Origin of the sequence: Streptomyces sp. NPDC017991 (assembly GCF_044328075.1) — a bacterium.
In the GTDB taxonomy this organism is placed as follows: domain Bacteria; phylum Actinomycetota; class Actinomycetes; order Streptomycetales; family Streptomycetaceae; genus Streptomyces.
Map to the genome: position 1 here is coordinate 820,238 of NZ_JBIRGP010000001.1, position 16,113 is coordinate 836,350.

The window sequence follows — 16,113 nt, forward strand, 5'->3', positions numbered from 1 at the left end:
ACGGGCCGGGGGCCCGAGGGGCATAAGCTCGACGCGTGGCAGAGTACTTCGATGTTCATCCCGAGAATCCCCAAGCGCGGACCATCACCCAGGTCGCCGACTCCATTCGCGCGGGTGCGCTGGTCGTCTATCCCACGGACTCCTGCTTCGCACTGGGGTGCCAGCTGGGCAGTCGTGACGGTATCGACCGGATCCGCTCCATCCGCCGGCTCGACGACCGTCACCACTTCACACTGGTGTGCCAGAACTTCGCGCAGCTCGGCCAGTTCGTGCAGGTCGACAACGACGTGTTCCGTGCCATCAAGGCTTCGACGCCCGGCAGCTACACCTTCATCCTCCCCGCGACCAGGGAGGTCCCGCGCAAGCTGCTCCACCCGAAGAAGAAGACCGTCGGGGTCCGCATCCCCGACCATGTGGTCGCCCAGGCCCTGCTCGCCGAGCTCGGTGAGCCGCTGCTGTCCAGCACTCTCCTCCTGCCCGACGAGGAGGAGCCGATGACCCAGGGCTGGGAGATCAAGGAGCGCCTCGACCACTCCGTCGACGCGGTGATCGACTCCGGCGACTGCGGCACCGAGCCGACCACGGTCATCGACTTCTCCAGCGGCGAGGCCGAGATCGTCCGCAAGGGAGCCGGCGACGTCTCACGGTTCGAGTGACGCGCGGCCCGGCCGCGGCGCGGCGGCGCTGCCGACCGTGGTGCGGCGCCCGCCGGCCCGTCGGCCGTCCGACGTCGGTCTCATGACCACCGGTCCGCGGCGGGGCGTCGCGTGACGCCGTGGGAGGCCGTCGCGGTGTTCGCGGCGGGTGTGGCTGCGGGCGGGGTCAACAGCGTGGTCGGTTCCGGCACCCTGATCACCTTTCCCGTGCTGCTCGCCACCGGTCTGCCGCCTGTCACCGCGACGGTGTCGAACGCGCTCGGTCTCGTCCCCGGCGCCGTCAGCGGAGCGTTCGGCTACCGCAAGGAGCTGCGCGGTCAGCGGCGGCGCATCCTCAAGCTGAGCGTCGGTGCGCTGCTGGGCGGCTTCACGGGTGCCGTGCTGCTGCTGGCCCTGCCCGCGACGGCGTTCGAGAAGATCGTGCCGGTCGTGGTGGGTCTGGCGCTCGTCCTGGTCGCGTTCCAGCCGCTGATCACCAAACGGCTGCGCCGCCGCCCGGGGGGTCGTTCGTCGTCCGCGGGTCCGCGGGGGCTGGTAGCGCGGTTCCCCACCCCCCTGAAGGGGCGCCGCCGGGCTGCGGCGACCACCGACGCGCCTGCCGGGCCGATCCACCGGGACGGCGGCCCGCTGCTGTTCGTCGGTCTGACCCTCGCGAGCGTCTACGGCGGCTACTTCGCGGCGGCGCAGGGAATCATCTACATGTCTTTGATGGGGGTGCTCCTGGACGAGACGATGCAACGCCAGACCGCCGTCAAGAACGTCCTTGTCGCCGTCGTCAACACGGTCGCCGCGACCTTCTTCCTCTTCGTCGCGGACTTCGACTGGACGGCGGTCGCGCTGATCGCCGTCGGCTCCGCGATCGGCGGGCAGCTCGGCGCCGCGGTCGGCCGCCGCTTCAGCCCGGTGGTCCTGCGCGTCCTCATCGTGACGATCGGCACGGTAGCCCTCGTCCAACTGCTGCTGCGCTGACCGCCGGCGCACGACCGCCGCCCGCTCGACGGGAGGGCCTACTTGCTGAACGGCCCTTCCAGCGCCGCCCACTGCAACAGCATGATGGTCTTGGCGTCGGCGATCCCGCCCGTACGGATCATGCCCAGGGCCTCCCTGAAGGGCAGTTCGACGGTCTCGATGTCCTCGCCCTCCTCGTCCAGTCCACCGCCCTCGTGGGTGCGGGTGGCCGGTCCGTAGGAGGCGGCGTAGAAGGTGACGCGCTCGGTGACCGAGCCCGGGCTCATATAGACCTCGAAGACCCGCTCGACCTCGCCGACCGTGTGCCCGGTCTCCTCGATGACCTCGCGTCGTACCGCGACCTCGGGGTGCTCGTCGTCCTCGTCGAGCAGACCGCCCGGTGTCTCGACGAGCATGCCGTCGGGGTGGCCGTTGACGTACACGGGATAGCGGAACTGCCGGGTCAGCAGCACGGTCTCGCGTTCCGTGTCGTAGAGCAGGATCGTGGCGCCGTTGCCGCGGTCGTGCGTCTCGCGCTCCTGGGTGGACCAGGTGCCGTCGGCGAGCTGGAGGTCGAACGTCGTGGTGCGTTCCACGTACCAGTGGCAGGACAGCAGGGTCACGTCCCGCACCTTGACCCGGGGGTTCCCCGTCAGGTCGAGGCCGACCCGGTCGAGTCCGGTACGGCCCCTGCGGTCCGGGGTGTCGACGCCCGCGGTCATCGTGCGCCGGCCGGGGAGGAGGTGCGCAGGGAAGGAGTACGGGGGGAAGAAGTACGGGTGGAACAAGTGGTCATGTCCTGCTTCTACCATCCCGGTCCCGCCCCTGTCAGGCGTGTTGTTGATCACCGAAGGCATCGGTGGTCAGCGAGGCCACGGTCGACAGCGCGCCGTGCGTGCACGCCCGGGGCCGCGCCCGCCGTGCGGCACGGGCCGGGCCGGTCGCGCAGTTCCCCGCACCCCCGGGAGGCCCTGCGGGCCATCAGGTCATCCGTCCCGGACCCTTGACTCTCCTTGCGGCAGTCGGGATTCTCGTTCCACGCGTTTGCAGGAGTCATGACAAGCAGCGTGCCGCCGACCGAAGACGTGGGTGATGTTCATGACCCGACAGCCTCTCCACCGGCGCAGGCCACTCACCGTCCTGTCGCTGCTGCTCGTCGTGATGGCCATGGCTCTCGGCCCCACGCCCAGTTCCGCCGCCGGAACGGACTGGTGGAACCCGACCGCGCGGCCCACGCCCGACTCGCAGATCAACGTCACCGGGGAGCCCTTCAAGGGCACGAACTCCCAGGGCGAGGTACGCGGATTCGTCGACGCGCACAACCACATCATGGCCAACGAGGCCTTCGGCGGTCGGCTCATCTGCGGCAAGCCCTTCTCGAAGGCGGGGGTCGCCGATGCCCTCAAGGACTGCCCCGAGCACTACCCCGACGGCTCGCTGGCCATCTTCGACTTCATCACCAACGGCGGTGACGGCAAGCACGACCCGGACGGCTGGCCCACGTTCAAGGACTGGCCCGCCCACGACTCGCTGACCCACCAGCAGAACTACTACGCCTGGGTCGAGCGGGCCTGGCGCGGCGGCCAGCGCGTACTCGTCAACGACCTCGTCACCAACGGCGTGATCTGCTCGGTCTACCCCTTCAAGGACCGCAGCTGCGACGAGATGACCTCGATCCGGCTGCAGGCGAAGCTGACGTACGACATGCAGGACTACATCGACGCGATGTACGGCGGTCCGGGCAAGGGCTGGTTCAGGATCGTCACCGACAGCGCGCAGGCCCGTGAGGTCGCCCAGCAGGGCAGACTCGCCGTCGTCCTGGGCGTCGAGACGTCCGAGCCGTTCGGCTGCAAGCAGATCCTGGACATCGCGCAGTGCGACAAGGCCGACATCGACGCCGGCCTGGACGAGTTGTACGACCTCGGCGTGCGCAGCATGTTCCTGTGCCACAAGTTCGACAACGCCCTGTGCGGAGTCAGGTTCGACGAGGGCGGCCTCGGTACGGCGATCAACGTCGGGCAGTTCCTGTCGACGGGCACCTTCTGGCAGACGGAGAAGTGCACGGGCCCGCAGCACGACAACCCCATCGGGGGCGCGGCGGCGCCGGGCGCGGAGAAGGAACTGCCCGCGGGCGTCGACGTACCGTCGTACGACGAGGACGCGCAGTGCAACAAGCGGGGGCTCACGGATCTCGGCGAGTACGCCGTGCGCGGGCTGATGAAGCGCAAGATGATGCTGGAGATCGACCACATGGGCGTCAAGGCCACCGGCCGGGCGCTCGACATCTTCGAGGCCGAGTCCTACCCCGGCGTGATCTCCTCGCACAGCTGGATGGACCTGAACTGGACCGAGCGCGTCTACCGTGTCGGCGGGTTCATCGCCCAGTACATGCACGGTTCGGAGGCGTTCGGCGCGGAGGCCGCGCGGACGAAGGCCCTGCGCGACAAGTACGACGTGGGCTACGGCTACGGCACCGACATGAACGGCGTCGGCGGCTGGCCCGCCCCGCGCGGCGCGGATGCCCCGAACCCCGTCCAGTACCCGTTCCGCAGCACCGACGGCACCGCCGTCATCGACCGGCAGACCACCGGGCAGCGCACCTGGGACATCAACACCGACGGGGCCGCCCACTACGGTCTGGTCCCTGACTGGATCGAGGACATCCGGCTGGTCGCGGGGCAGGGAGTCGTGGACGACCTGTTCCGGGGCGCCGAGTCCTACCTCGACACCTGGGGCGCCTCCGAGCGGCACGAGGCCGGGGTGAACCTCGCCAAGGGCGCGCCCGCGTCGGCCAGTTCGTCGGAGTCGAACCCCTTCACCAGCTACGCGCCCGGCCGGGCCGTGGACGGGGACACGGGCACCCGCTGGGCCAGCGACTGGAGCGACGACCAGTGGCTGCGGGTCGACCTGGGCGCCACGAGCACGGTCAAGCGGGTCACCCTCGGCTGGGAGCGCGCCTACGCGAAGTCGTACCGCGTGGAGGTCTCCACCAACGGCACGGACTGGCAGTCCGTCTGGTCCACCACCACCGGGGACGGCGGCCTGGACACAGCGCAGTTCGCCGGTGTGCTCGCCCGTTACGTACGCGTCCACGGCCTGGATCGCGGTACGGACTGGGGCTACTCCCTGTACGAGGTGGGCGTCCACAGCAGCTGACGCCCACCGGGAACGAGCAGGCGCGAAAGGGACCTCATGGCACGGATGCCGTCGGCGGAGCGGCGCCGTCAGCTCACCGAGGCGGCCATCCGCGCGATGACCCGGGACGGCGTCCCCAGGACGACGACCCGGTCCATCGCGGCCGAGGCGGGCGTGTCACTGAGCGTCTTCCACTACTGCTTCGACTCCAAGCAGGCCCTGATCGAGTCCGTCATCGAGACGATCACCGGTCACTCCGTCGCAGTGGTGCGCGAGGCGATCCGGCCGAAGGCGACCCTGCGGGAGACCGTCGCGGCCGGCTTCCGGGCCTACTGGGACCATGTGTCCGCCCACCCGGGCGAGCACATGCTCACCTACGAGCTGACGCAGTACGCCCTGCGCCAGCCGGGGTTCGAACATCTGGCTCGACGACAGTACGAGCTGTACTCCGACACGTACGCCGAACTCATCGGGGAGCTCGGCCGCGACATGGACTTCGCGCTGCGTGTGCCCGTTCCGGTGCTGGCCCGCTATCTGGCGGCCATGACCGACGGGCTGACTCTCAACTTCCTTGTGCTCGGTGACGACTCGGCGTGGGCCGACATCCTCGACACGATCACCGACCATGTGGCCGGGCTCGTACGCGACACGGACGAGGTTGCGTGAGCCTGCGGGCCCGGTGGGGGCCGGCCGCGCAACTCCCCGCGCCCCTTACGGGCGCAGCGGTGCTGCTCAGCGACCGCGGGGTTTGCCTCGTTTGACGCTCTTCGTGCTCTTGGCACCCTTGGGTCTGCCGGCGGCGGGCTTGCGCCGGGGGGCGGCCTTGTCGGAACGGCCTGCCTTGTCGGAGCGGGCGGCCTTCGGCTCCGCGGGGGGCTGCGCACGGCCGCGTGAGCTGTTGACCGTCCGGCCCCGGACGATGCCGATGAAGTCCTCCACCAGGTCGGTGGTCCGGTCCTCCGGCCACGACAGGGCCACCCGTGACTCGGGGGCGTCCGTCACCGGTCGGTAGGTGAGGTCCTTGCGGTGGTGCAGTCGGGCGATCGACTGCGGAACGACGAGGAGCCCCACTCCCGCCGCCACCAGGTCGACCGCGTCGGCCGTCGTGGCGGGGCGCTCGATCGCGGGGCGGCCCGGCAGCCGCTCCCAGTCGAGGGTGTCGTCGAGGGGGTGCAGCACGATGTCGTCCGCCAAATCCTCGGCGCTCACCTCGTCCACCGCGGCCACGACGTGGTCCTTCGGGACGACGACCACGCTCGTCTCAACGTAGAGGGGGATCGCGCTGAGGTCCGTACCGTCGACCGGCAGCCGGACCAGACCCGCGTCGGCGTCGCCGTCCCGCAGCGCGTCGAAGGCCTCGCCGACGGACATCGCGTGGAGAGTCAGGGGGACGTCGGGCAGCCGCTCGTTCCAGATCCGCACCCATTTGCTGGGCGTCACTCCCGGGACATAGGCGAGCCGGAACGAAGGGGATTCTTCCGAGCCTGTCACCTGGCCAGGTTACCCGTCGTGGTCGGCGCTGGTTCACATGCTCGATACCCTTGCGGTTATGACGTCGCACGAGAACACCCAGACGATGAAGCCCGCGACCGCGGCGAAGAAGCTGGGTGTGTACCTAGAGGCCACACCCGCCGAGTTCCAGGAAGGTGTCGTCTCGCGCTCCGAGCTCACCGCGCTCCAGGCCGATCCGCCCGAGTGGCTGCAGGAACTGCGGCGCACCGGGCCGCACCCCCGGCCGGTGGTCGCCGCCAAGCTCGGCGTCTCCATCTCCGGGCTCGCCCGCGGCGGGGTGACCGACGCCCTCACCACGGACGAGATCGAGGCGTTGAAGAAGGACTCCCCGGAGTGGCTCCAGAAGGAGCGCGCCACCCAGGCCGAGGTCCGCAAGGAGACCGCACGCATCAAGGACCTCAAGGACAAGAAGACCGAGCAGTAGCAGCCGGGCCGTAGCAGAGCAGTACCCGTAGAACTCGTGCCGGACGCTGGAGGAGCCCCGTGCCGCTGCCCACACAACCGTTGCGGAAGCTGGGCTTCCTGACCATCGGCCTGTTCGACGAGGCCGAGCCCCGCGCGGGCCACGAGTCCACGCTGGAGATCATCGAACTCGGTGAGCGGCTGGGCTTCGACAGCGCGTGGCTGCGCCACCGCCATCTCCAGTACGGGATCTCCTCCCCCGTGGCCGTCCTCGCCGCGGCCTCGCAGCGCACCACCCGGATCGAGCTGGGCACCGCGGTCATCCCGCTGGGCTGGGAGAACCCTCTGCGGCTGGCCGAGGACCTGGCCACGGTCGACCTCCTGTCCGGGGGCCGCCTCAATCCGGGCGTCAGCGTCGGCCCGCCGATGCACTTCGACCAGGTCAAGGACGCGCTGTATCCGGACACCGCGGACGCCGAGAACTTCGGCCACGACCGGGTGAGCCGCCTGCTGGACTTCGTCCGCGGCAAACCGGCCACCGACTTCAGCGGGGTCGAGGGGTTCGAGGTGTTCTCCGATCGCGTCCAGCCGCACTCGGCCGGTCTGGGAAGCCGGCTCTGGTACGGCGGCGGCAGCCTGCGGTCGGCCCGGTGGGCGGGTGAGCACGGCATGAACTTCCTGACCAGCAGTGTCGTGAAGGCGGAGGAGTCCGAGGACTTCGCCGAGATCCAGCTGTCCCACGTACGCGCCTTCCGCGCCCATCACCCCGACGGCGAGCGGGCCCGCGTCTCCCAGGGGCTCGTCGTCATCCCCACCGACAGTGCCACTCCCGAGCAGCGCGCGAAGTACGAGGCGTACGTCGAGAAGCGGACCCCGCGCACCGCCACGCCGCACGGTCCCGCGCGCCTGATGTTCGCGCCGGATCTCGTCGGGACCTCCGCCGAGATCGCCGAACGGCTGTACGCCCAAGCCGCGTTCCGGGAGATCGACGAGGTCGCGTTCGCGCTGCCCTTCACCTTCGAGCACGCGGACTACGTGCAGATCCTCACCGACATCGCCACCGGGCTCGGCCCGGCACTGGGCTGGCGGCCGTCGGCCCACGAGGTATAGCGGGCCCTCCCTGCGGCGTGCCTCAGTCGCTGACCTTGCTGCGCGCCTGGTACAGCAGGTCGCCGTACTCGGGGTGGCGGGCGATCCAGCCGGCGTAGAAGGGGCAGGTGGCCAGCACCCGCAGGCCGGCGGCGCGCGCCTCGTCGAGGGAGACCCGGACCAGTGCGGAGCCGACACCCTTGCCCTCGCACTCCGGGCTCACCTCGGTGTGCACGAACGCGATGAGTTCCGTCGTGCGGATGTAGTCCGCGTATCCGGCGACCTCGGACGTTCCGTCGAGCCGGGCCTCGTAGCGCCGCGCCTCGGGAGCGTCGCTCACCTCCACCGCCATGTTCTTCTCCTTGCGTGCGTACCGTCGATCAAGGTCACGACCCTAACCCACCTGTTGGCCGAACCCGTCCGGTGCACACCCGTTGACCTGCCCGTACACGAGCGGACAGGTGGACGCCCACGGCGGAGTGGGCCGCAAGCCGTGACCGTGCCTGCGCCCGTACGTGCTCCTGCGGGTGTTTCCGCTCCCGCTTCCGCGGGGCGCCCACGTTTGGGTGATGAATGCTCGCCGACGGCACGCCCCGCCCCGAGCATGGCTGTAGGAGCGGCGAGGCCGCGCGATCGCGTGGCCGGATCTCCCGCTCGTCCGTCCATCACCTCTCCATCAGGGAGCAACCATGCGTGTGCGTACCATCCTTGCCGCCGGCGTCTTCGCCGCCACCGCGATCCTGGGCAGCGCCGGTGCGGCGATCGCCGACGACCACGACGAGCGCCACAACGATGGCCGCAACGACAGCCGCTACGAGGGCGGCTTCCGCGCGTGCGGCGTGTTCTCGGGCGCCGGTGACGGCCACGCCTACTACGGCAACGGCTGCGCCGAGTCCCACTGGGAGGGCGAGAACCACGGCTCCCAGTACGATGACGGTCACCACTTCGAGCGCTGACGAGCCGTAGCGCCGCCGTTCGGGGAACGGTCGTCATGACCGTTCCCCGACGCTCCGCACCGCGTGGGCCGCCGCGGGTTCAGGTGGTGTCGAGGCTCGCGGGGGCGTGCGGCGTAGCGTGTGCGCCCTCTGTTTCGGCGGCTCGGACCACCGCCTCCTTGAAGGTGGTGACGGGACGCAGGACCTCATGGGTGCCGTGGGCGCGGACCAGTCGCAGGGTGTCGGGCCGGCAGAGTACGCCCACGGTCGCCTCCCGGGTCAGGGCCCGCCGACGGAAACGTACGACCATGTTCAGGCCGGTGCTGTCCACGAAGGAGACGGCACGCAGGTCGATGACGTACGCCGACGCGCTCAGGGCGACCACCGAGTCCAGCCAGGTGCGTAGCCGGGCCGCGCAGGCCAGGTCGATGTCACCGTGCAGTTCCACGACGACCAGACCGTTCCCGTCGTACAGCCCGGAGTGTTCGGCGGGTGGTGGCCACGAGGCCGTGACGACGGGCTTCAGGTCGTTCATGTGCAAGCCGTTCCGCCCCGTTTCCGTCCGCGACTCCAGTCGTTCCCCGCGCAGGGCCGGCCGTGCGGCGTCCCGCGTCGACGGCCCTGTTCCGGCCCGGACCTGTGCGGCGGTGTGCGCGCTCCCCGCGCCGCACGAGCCCGTGCCGGAACTCCCCCGTGTCGGCTCCCCCTTGAACCGCGGGTGCCTACTGTTCTACCTTCGCCACATGGTCGGGGCATCAACGCCCGCTCACCAGCGAGACAACGAGCGGGCGGCAGTGGGGCCGGGTGGTGACAGTTGCGTCCACATCTCGCGCTGATCGACGACGACACCGACTTCGCACTGATGTGCCGTTCCTATCTGGAGCGTGAGGGCTTCACGGTCACCTGGGCCATGGACGCCCGGGCCGGCAGGGCCGTCATGCACAACGGCGGTTTGGATCTGGTCGTCCTCGATCTGGGGCTTCCGGACGGCAGCGGACTCGAACTGCTGCGGGCCCTGCGGGCCACCAGTCGTCTGCCGGTGATCGTCGTCAGCGGACGCGGCCACGAGACGGACCGGGTGGCCGGGCTGGAGATCGGCGCGGACGACTATGTCGTCAAGCCGTTCTCGCAGCGGGAGCTGGTGGCGCGGATCGGGGCCGTACTGCGCAGGTGCCGGCCGCCGGAGATCCCGGCCGTCCTCGACGTGGGCTCCCTGCGCGTCGACACGGCCGCGTGTCTGGCGAGCGGTACGGGCGTCGCTCTGAGCCTGCGCCCCAAGGAGTACGCCCTCCTGGAACTCCTCGCGCGCTCCCCCGGCCGCGTCTTCTCCGCCGAGCAGTTGCTGGAGCAGATCTGGGGTGCGTCCTGGCAGCAGTCCGCCACCGTGATCGAGCACGTGTACCGGCTGCGCGGAAAACTCGCCCGACTCCCAGTGCCCGCCCCGAGGATCACCACGGTGCGCGGCTACGGGTACCGCCTCGACCCCTGAGAGCCGCCGTGTCCACGACCAGTCCGTCGAGCAGTGCGTCGAGCAGCCCCGGCCCCTACCCCGTCCCGGATTTCCGGCAGCTCTTCGCCTTCGCGCTCTCCCCGTTGCTCATCCTGGCGCCGGACTTCGTCATCGTCGAGGTCAACCGCGCCTATCTCGCGGCCACCGGCAGGGGGCGGGACATCGTCGGGCGCCTCATCTTCGACGTGTTCCCCGACAACCCGGCCGACCCCTCGGCCGACGGCGTCGCCAACCTGCGCCGGTCGCTGGAGACGGTGGTGGGCACGGCGCGTACCGACACCATGGCGCTGCAGCGGTACGACATCCCGGCGGGCGAGGACGCCGACGGCGGGACCGGGTTCGTGGAGCGCTGGTGGAGTCCGGTCAACACTCCGGTGCTGGACACCGAGGGCCGGGTCACGCACATCATCCACCGCGTGGAGGACGTCACCGAGTTCGTGCTGGTGCGACGGGCCGGACACGAGAAGGAGCGGGCCGCCGCCGAGGCGCAGACCCGCGCGGAGGGAATGGAGATCGACCTGTTCGTCCGCGCACGGGCGATCCGGGAGGTCAACGAGCAGCTGCGGCGGCTCAACGGCGACCTCGACGCGGCGGGGCACCGGTTGCGGGAGGAGCAGCGCGCCAAGGACCGGTTCATCGCCACGCTCTCCCACGAGCTGCGCAACCCGCTGGCCGCGGCCACCGCGGCTACCGAGCTGCTGGGGCTCGACATGCCCGGCGGCCATCCCGCGCTGTCCGTCCTGGAACGGCAGCTCGGCATCCTGGCCCGGATGAGCAACGACCTGCTGGACGGCACCCGCGCGGTGACCGGACGTCTGGAGCTGGTCCCCGAGCGGATGGACCTGCGCTCGGCCGTCGAGAGCGCCTGCGCGGACATCCGGGGCCTGTTCGGACACGAGGGGCGCATGCTGGACGTCCGGCTGCCCGACCACCCGGTCCTCGTCGACGGCGACCGGCTGCGGCTGGCCCAGGTGCTGACCAACCTGCTGTCCAACGCGCTCAAGTACACGCTGCCGGGCGGCCGTACGGCCATACACCTGTGGGCCGGGGAGGGGCAGGCGAGGCTCACCGTCCAGGACGACGGGATCGGTTTCGAACCCGGGCAGGCCGAGGAGCTGTTCGGGGTGTTCATGCGGGCCGCCCCGGCCGGACCCCGGACCCCGGAAGGTCTCGGCCTCGGGCTCTCGGTGGTCCGCACCATTCTCGATCTCCACGGCGGCCGGATCTCCGCGCACAGTGACGGTCCCGGCACCGGTGCCTCGTTCACGGCCCTGCTGCCTCTGGCGGCGCCCGGCGACGCCCCTCCGCCGGCCCGCCCCGTGACGGCCCGTCGTGGGCGGAAGCAGCTGGCCGTCCTGATCGTCGAGGACAACACGGATCTCGCCGCGACCTACCGCACGCTGCTGGACCGCCAGGGGCACCACGTCACGGTGGTCCACACGGGCGCGGACGCCCTCACCGCGACCGACAGCCGCCTCTTCGACGTCGTCGTGTGCGATCTGGGGCTGCCCGACATGGACGGCTACGAGGTGGCCCGGACCGTGCGCTCTCGCCCGCAGGGTGCCTCGCTGCGCCTCATCGCGGTCTCCGGCTTCAGCCGCGGCACCGACCGTACGCTGTCCCGCGAGGCCGGATTCGACGCCCACCTGGCGAAACCCCTGCCGCTCGCGGACCTGCTGGACCTCCTGGAGGCCTGACCGTCCCGCGCCCCTGAGTGCCCGGGGTCGAAAGGACTCGCGTGGGTACCCGTATCTCATGACTGACGTGGTGGACTCCGACGAACTCCTGCGCCGTATCCAGCGGGCCCGCTCGTGGGCCGGCCGGGAGGAGCAGACATGGAAGGCCCGCAGCGAGGAGCTCAGGACCGGCGATCCGGACAGCTCACGCGACGCCGAGCTGCGCGGACACACCTATGAGGCCGTGCGCAAGGCGCTGGACGAGATAGTCAGCCCGGGTGTGCACGGCGCGGACGGCTGACCCCTCTTCACCGGTCCGTTTCGACGGTCCGTGCATGACCCGCCCGGCCCATGGAACTAGAGGTGGTCATGAGCACCCCGCAGGTCCCATGCGCCGAACCCGTCACCACGGTCCTCACCTGGCAGGTACGTCCCGGCCGTGAGGCCGAGTTCGAGGAGTGGACCCGGGGCGTCGCCGACTGCGTCTCGCGGTTCCCCGGCAGCCAAGGGGTGTCCTGGCTGCGCCCGGAGCCCGGGCACCGGTTCCACGCGGTGCTCCGCTTCGCCGATCCGCAGCGGCTCACCGACTGGCTGACCTCGTCCGAGCGCGCGGAGTGGCACGCGCGGATCGAGGGCATCGCCACCGAGGTCCGTGACGAACGCCAGTCGACCACCGGGATGGAGAGCTGGTTCCGGCTCCCCGGCACCACCGTGAAGGCCCCGCCGCGCTGGAAGATGGTCCTGACGACGTTCCTCGGCGCCTACCCGATGACGTTCCTCATCCAGTGGCTGGCGGCACCCGGTACGGCCTCGTGGCCCCTGCCGCTGCGCGCCGCCGTCTTCCCCGTCGTGCTGCTGCCCGTGCTCACCTACCTGATCATGCCGGGGCTCAGCCGGCTGCTGCGGCTGTGGCTGTACGGCACCCCCGACGACTGACGCCGTGAGCGGTCCGGTGCCGGTCCCCGTCACACGTACGCCGTATTCCCGTTGGCGGCGTTCGGCGAGGGCGCTTAGAAAGGTCGCACAGCAACTCTCGGGCCGCACGTCCGGGCCACGACAGCGACTGCACCCTCCGTAGGGAGCCGAGTATGACAACCCGTTCGCCTTTCGACGCCGATCGACCTGGCATATCTCCCGAGAGCGTGGTCGACGCCACCATCCCGCCGCTACCCGCCTCCGCCCCCTGGCACACCGTGCCGGACGAGGCGCCGGACAGGCCGGCGCGCAGAGCCGAGCGCCGGTACACCGACGCGGCGGACCCCCGGTACGCGGGGCCGGCCGATGCCGTCGAGCAGCGGTACGCGGACCCGGCCGACGCCGAGGAACACCGGTACGCCGACCCCGCCGACGAGATGGACCACCGGTACCCCGACCCGCTCGACGAGGTCGAGCAGCGGTACGCGGACCCGGCCGACGCCGACGAGCACCGGTACGCCGACCCCGCCGAGGAGATCGGCCACCGCCACCCCGACCCGTCCGACGAGGTCGCCCCGCGGTATCCCGACACGGCCGACAGGGCGCCCCGCCGCTACACCGCCGCCCCGGCCGACAGGGACAACCGGGACGACAGGGACGGTCGGGACCCCCGGGACGAGCGCGAGGAGCGCCGCTACGCGGGGCCCGCCGAGGAGGCCGACCGCCCGTACGCGGAACCGGCCGACGAGGCCCGCCGCGCGTACCCCGCCTCCGCCCCCGCCCCGGTCGCCCCCTCCCCGGTGGCCCAGGTCGACCAGCGGTCCACGGACTCGGCCGCCGAGTTCGACAGGAAGTACCCCGACCAGGGTGAGATCGAGGCCGATCCCGCGTACATCAACCCGGTCGACGGACTGGTGCACGCCGCGGTGGCCGACCGGCCACTGGAAGAGGTGATCGAGCTCATCGAGCTGCTGGAGCAGTCACCGGAGTACGCGAGGGCCACGGTCGACGCGCTGCGGGCGGTCGGCACGGACCGGTCCGTGGAGGACGTGAGCCGGCTGGTGGCCCTGCTGACCCGGCCGCCGCGGAACGCCGACAGCGCCGACGAGGCGATCCGCGCGGCGGCCGAGGGCCGGCCCGTGGAGGACGTCACCAGGCTGATGGCGCTGCTGCACCGCCCCCCGCTGGAACCCCACTGCGGCGAGGCCGCGGTGCGGGCCGCCGCCACCAGCCGGCCGGTGGAGGAACTCGTGGAGCTGATCGGCCGCATGGCCCATGAGCAGGGCGTGCGCGAGGGCCGGCAGCAGGGTAACCCGCCCACGCGCGAGGAGAAGAAGGCGGCCGAGGCGGCACGCGCGGCCTCGAAGGACGGGCCCCCCTCCGGGGACCGGCTGCTCGCCGAGGGCGGCACGGTCGCCATCGGCCGTACGGCCCGGACGCGCCGTAACCGGCCCGCGAAGAGCGTCGACTCCCCCGCCTGGCCGCGCCTGGCCGCGGCCCTGATGCTCGTGGTGTGCGGGCTGGCGCACTTCCCGCCGCACCGCGACGGCGCCTCCCTCAGCGCCTACGGATTCGTCATCGGCGCATGCGGTCTGTGCGTCCTGCTGGGTCTGGCACTGCTCCGCCGGAGCGTGCTGCCCGTGCTCGCCCTGGGGATCGTCGTTCCCGCGGCGCTCGCCGTCGCCCAGCTCCTGGACGGCCGTATCCAGTCGCGCGGCCTGTCCCGGGCCCTGGATCTGACGCTCGCGCCGCCGTGGCTCGCCGGTCTCGCGGCCGTGCTGGCCGCGCTGGCGGCCCTGACGGCGCTGGTCTCGCTGCTGGCCTCGTCGAGGCCCCGCCCGCGGCCGGACGTACGGCAGTTGGCCGGGCAGCCGGCCGAACCGGACCGGGCGGCGACGAGCTGACCCGGCGGGACGACGAACGGCGGCTGTCCGACACTCTCGGGTGTCGGACAGCCGCCGTTCGTCGTTCCGCCGCGCGGCTGTCGTCATGCCGCGCGACGGCCGCCCGTTCGCGCGGGGCGCTCCCGGCCTCCCGCGCACGGGCCCGTGCGGGCCTGCGCGGGAGCTTCCTGACCGCCGCGCGGCACGTATGTGCCTCCACTGAGGCGACGCAGCGGCGTCACTCGAATCCTGGCCTCCGGCTGCTGGGTGGTGTCCATGCGTCCACAGTGCGCCGGTGGTGCCGGAGCAACCAGGTCTCTCCTGGGGGCAGGACCGCGGATCCTGGTATCCGGACCACCGGTCAACGACGGCGCCCACCGGACAAGTGGCGACGGCCTTCAGCGTCTCAGCGCGGCCGCGTCTCCCATGACGATCACCGGGTGGCGCGCGGGGTCGACGGCACGGAGGAGGGCCTTCATGTGGTCCTCGCGCAGACTGACGCAGCCCTGGGTGGGGCCGCCGTGGTCGACGTGCACCCAGATGCCGCCGCCCCGGCCCGCTCCGAGGGGCCGCGTCCAGTCCAGCGGAGAGGTGCCTGGCTCGCGGTTGTAGTCGATGGCGATCACGTAGTCGAAGGAGCCGGCCAGCGGCTCGCCCTCGAAGCCGGTTCCGTCCACGGAGAAGCCGCCGGAGTGGTCGTACGGGAGGCGGGTGCCGGGATTGCCGCGCAGGCCGCCGGCGTCGGTGAGGGTGTACACGCCGACGGGTGAGCGGAGATCCCCGACCACATGACGGTCGGTCCAGCCCCTGAAGGCGTTGTGCGCGGGCCAGAGGGTCCCGGCGTGCCAGCCCGACGCCGTGCGTCTGTACAGCATCGCGGTGGACACGGCGGAGTTCCGCCCCCGGCCCGTGACCACGAGCACCTGACTCGTCTCGGGGGGAATCTCGGCCGCCGTCTCGGGGCCCAGGCCCGGCAGTTGCCGCGGTGCCACGTCCAGGGAGATCCGAGGTGCGGGGGCGGGCTCGGTCCCGCCGACCCTGGTCGGGTGCGCGCCCGGTGCGCGCTCCGGCGTCCTCGCCTCTCCGGCGCCGCAGCCGACAAGGACGGCGAGGAGGACGGCAAGGAGGAGGACGGCCGCCAGGACGGCGGCGGGACGGCGTCCGGCGCCGCGTGTGCTCGTGATCATGCGTCGACCCTGACCGACGCCTATGAGGAACTTGTCAGGCGCGCGGGATCACTCACCCCTCACGCTGGCACTTCCTCCTTCGAAACATTCGGCCCGTCTGACGATTATTCAGGGGAACATAGGCGGGAGATGGCCGTAGAGCAAGAGGATCCGTGCGACGCACGGGGCGACCCGGTCAACTTGAGCCAACCGAAACCCGGTGCGGCACAGCCCGTTGACGGTCCGTATGACGGGCCGTAAGGTCTGCGCAGCAATTCGGAAACAT

The 16,113-nt window shown here is 71.3% G+C and carries 17 protein-coding genes; 12 read left to right on the forward strand and 5 right to left on the reverse strand.

Annotated features, from left to right (window positions below; genetic code table 11):
- Positions 1 to 35 precede the first annotated feature (35 nt).
- Both ACH4DZ_RS03555 and ACH4DZ_RS03560 read left to right on the forward strand, forming a co-directional pair.
- Positions 36 to 656: an L-threonylcarbamoyladenylate synthase gene (locus tag ACH4DZ_RS03555; RefSeq protein ID WP_398285227.1), complete on the forward strand. Its 621-nt coding sequence runs from the start codon at positions 36 to 38 to the stop codon at positions 654 to 656.
- A 111-nt stretch (positions 657 to 767) separates the two neighbouring features.
- Complete coding sequence (locus ACH4DZ_RS03560; RefSeq protein ID WP_398285228.1) at positions 768 to 1,625, forward strand: sulfite exporter TauE/SafE family protein; 858 nt, start codon at positions 768 to 770, stop codon at positions 1,623 to 1,625.
- A 38-nt stretch (positions 1,626 to 1,663) separates the two neighbouring features.
- On the opposite strand, the gene ACH4DZ_RS03565 is transcribed toward ACH4DZ_RS03560, so the two are convergent.
- Positions 1,664 to 2,326, reverse strand: a complete 663-nt coding sequence (locus tag ACH4DZ_RS03565; RefSeq protein ID WP_398285463.1) for an NUDIX domain-containing protein — start codon at positions 2,324 to 2,326, stop codon at positions 1,664 to 1,666.
- Between the two features lie 376 nt (positions 2,327 to 2,702).
- On the opposite strand from ACH4DZ_RS03565, the gene ACH4DZ_RS03570 reads away from it, so the two are divergent.
- Together ACH4DZ_RS03570 and ACH4DZ_RS03575 are read left to right on the forward strand one after the other, a co-directional pair.
- The gene (locus tag ACH4DZ_RS03570; RefSeq protein WP_398285229.1) at positions 2,703 to 4,760 is read left to right on the forward strand and encodes a discoidin domain-containing protein; all 2,058 of its coding nucleotides are present in this window, start codon (positions 2,703 to 2,705) and stop codon (positions 4,758 to 4,760) included.
- A gap of 36 nt (positions 4,761 to 4,796) precedes the next feature.
- A complete protein-coding gene (locus tag ACH4DZ_RS03575; RefSeq protein ID WP_398285230.1) occupies positions 4,797 to 5,405 on the forward strand; it encodes a TetR/AcrR family transcriptional regulator in 609 nt (202 codons plus the stop codon).
- Between the two features lie 66 nt (positions 5,406 to 5,471).
- Here ACH4DZ_RS03575 and ACH4DZ_RS03580 read toward each other — a convergent pair whose 3' ends face one another.
- On the reverse strand, positions 5,472 to 6,230 hold the full coding sequence (locus tag ACH4DZ_RS03580; RefSeq protein WP_398285231.1) for a LysR family substrate-binding domain-containing protein: 759 nt from the start codon (positions 6,228 to 6,230) through the stop codon (positions 5,472 to 5,474).
- A 37-nt stretch (positions 6,231 to 6,267) separates the two neighbouring features.
- Here ACH4DZ_RS03580 and ACH4DZ_RS03585 point away from each other — a divergent pair, with 37 nt between their 5' ends.
- Both ACH4DZ_RS03585 and ACH4DZ_RS03590 read left to right on the forward strand, forming a co-directional pair.
- A complete protein-coding gene (locus tag ACH4DZ_RS03585) occupies positions 6,268 to 6,675 on the forward strand; it encodes a DUF5997 family protein (protein WP_398285232.1) in 408 nt (135 codons plus the stop codon).
- A 59-nt stretch (positions 6,676 to 6,734) separates the two neighbouring features.
- Positions 6,735 to 7,763 (forward strand): LLM class flavin-dependent oxidoreductase, encoded by a 1,029-nt coding sequence (locus tag ACH4DZ_RS03590; protein ID WP_398285233.1) that lies wholly within the window; start codon positions 6,735 to 6,737, stop codon positions 7,761 to 7,763.
- Positions 7,764 to 7,785: 22 nt separating this feature from the next.
- Here ACH4DZ_RS03590 and ACH4DZ_RS03595 read toward each other — a convergent pair whose 3' ends face one another.
- On the reverse strand, positions 7,786 to 8,094 hold the full coding sequence (locus tag ACH4DZ_RS03595; RefSeq protein ID WP_398285234.1) for a GNAT family N-acetyltransferase: 309 nt from the start codon (positions 8,092 to 8,094) through the stop codon (positions 7,786 to 7,788).
- Between the two features lie 337 nt (positions 8,095 to 8,431).
- Between ACH4DZ_RS03595 and ACH4DZ_RS03600 the strand changes: the two genes are divergently transcribed.
- The gene (locus tag ACH4DZ_RS03600; protein ID WP_398285235.1) at positions 8,432 to 8,698 is read left to right on the forward strand and encodes a hypothetical protein; all 267 of its coding nucleotides are present in this window, start codon (positions 8,432 to 8,434) and stop codon (positions 8,696 to 8,698) included.
- Positions 8,699 to 8,777: 79 nt separating this feature from the next.
- On the opposite strand, the gene ACH4DZ_RS03605 is transcribed toward ACH4DZ_RS03600, so the two are convergent.
- Positions 8,778 to 9,212 carry an STAS domain-containing protein gene (locus ACH4DZ_RS03605; protein WP_398285236.1) on the reverse strand — a complete coding sequence of 145 codons (435 nt, stop codon included), beginning with the start codon at positions 9,210 to 9,212 and terminating at the stop codon, positions 8,778 to 8,780.
- A 279-nt stretch (positions 9,213 to 9,491) separates the two neighbouring features.
- Here ACH4DZ_RS03605 and ACH4DZ_RS03610 point away from each other — a divergent pair, with 279 nt between their 5' ends.
- The 5 genes from ACH4DZ_RS03610 (at position 9,492) to ACH4DZ_RS03630 (ending at position 14,682) form a co-directional block, all read left to right on the forward strand.
- A complete protein-coding gene (locus ACH4DZ_RS03610; RefSeq protein ID WP_398285237.1) occupies positions 9,492 to 10,166 on the forward strand; it encodes a response regulator transcription factor in 675 nt (224 codons plus the stop codon).
- A gap of 8 nt (positions 10,167 to 10,174) precedes the next feature.
- On the forward strand, positions 10,175 to 11,884 hold the full coding sequence (locus tag ACH4DZ_RS03615; protein WP_398285238.1) for an ATP-binding protein: 1,710 nt from the start codon (positions 10,175 to 10,177) through the stop codon (positions 11,882 to 11,884).
- 58 nt (positions 11,885 to 11,942) lie between these two features.
- Positions 11,943 to 12,164 carry a hypothetical protein gene (locus tag ACH4DZ_RS03620; RefSeq protein WP_398285239.1) on the forward strand — a complete coding sequence of 74 codons (222 nt, stop codon included), beginning with the start codon at positions 11,943 to 11,945 and terminating at the stop codon, positions 12,162 to 12,164.
- A 68-nt stretch (positions 12,165 to 12,232) separates the two neighbouring features.
- Positions 12,233 to 12,799: an antibiotic biosynthesis monooxygenase gene (locus ACH4DZ_RS03625; RefSeq protein WP_398285240.1), complete on the forward strand. Its 567-nt coding sequence runs from the start codon at positions 12,233 to 12,235 to the stop codon at positions 12,797 to 12,799.
- A 152-nt stretch (positions 12,800 to 12,951) separates the two neighbouring features.
- Entirely contained in the window at positions 12,952 to 14,682 is a 1,731-nt protein-coding gene (locus ACH4DZ_RS03630) for a hypothetical protein (RefSeq protein WP_398285241.1), read from the forward strand.
- Positions 14,683 to 15,059: 377 nt separating this feature from the next.
- Here the strand turns inward: ACH4DZ_RS03630 and ACH4DZ_RS03635 are convergent, their stop codons facing one another.
- Positions 15,060 to 15,848, reverse strand: a complete 789-nt coding sequence (locus ACH4DZ_RS03635) for a L,D-transpeptidase family protein (RefSeq protein WP_398285242.1) — start codon at positions 15,846 to 15,848, stop codon at positions 15,060 to 15,062.
- Positions 15,849 to 16,113: the final 265 nt, after the last annotated feature.

Coding starts and splice junctions, on each gene's coding strand:
- ACH4DZ_RS03630 (WP_398285241.1), top strand. CDS start 12,952: ATGACAACCCGTTCGCCTTTCGACGCCGATCGACCTGGCATATCTCCC.
- ACH4DZ_RS03625 (WP_398285240.1), top strand. CDS start 12,233: ATGAGCACCCCGCAGGTCCCATGCGCCGAACCCGTCACCACGGTCCTC.
- ACH4DZ_RS03570 (WP_398285229.1), top strand. CDS start 2,703: ATGACCCGACAGCCTCTCCACCGGCGCAGGCCACTCACCGTCCTGTCG.
- ACH4DZ_RS03575 (WP_398285230.1), top strand. CDS start 4,797: ATGGCACGGATGCCGTCGGCGGAGCGGCGCCGTCAGCTCACCGAGGCG.
- ACH4DZ_RS03585 (WP_398285232.1), top strand. CDS start 6,268: ATGCTCGATACCCTTGCGGTTATGACGTCGCACGAGAACACCCAGACG.
- ACH4DZ_RS03595 (WP_398285234.1), bottom strand. CDS start 8,094: ATGGCGGTGGAGGTGAGCGACGCTCCCGAGGCGCGGCGCTACGAGGCC.
- ACH4DZ_RS03620 (WP_398285239.1), top strand. CDS start 11,943: ATGACTGACGTGGTGGACTCCGACGAACTCCTGCGCCGTATCCAGCGG.
- ACH4DZ_RS03605 (WP_398285236.1), bottom strand. CDS start 9,212: ATGAACGACCTGAAGCCCGTCGTCACGGCCTCGTGGCCACCACCCGCC.
- ACH4DZ_RS03635 (WP_398285242.1), bottom strand. CDS start 15,848: ATGATCACGAGCACACGCGGCGCCGGACGCCGTCCCGCCGCCGTCCTG.
- ACH4DZ_RS03565 (WP_398285463.1), bottom strand. CDS start 2,326: ATGACCGCGGGCGTCGACACCCCGGACCGCAGGGGCCGTACCGGACTC.
- ACH4DZ_RS03600 (WP_398285235.1), top strand. CDS start 8,432: ATGCGTGTGCGTACCATCCTTGCCGCCGGCGTCTTCGCCGCCACCGCG.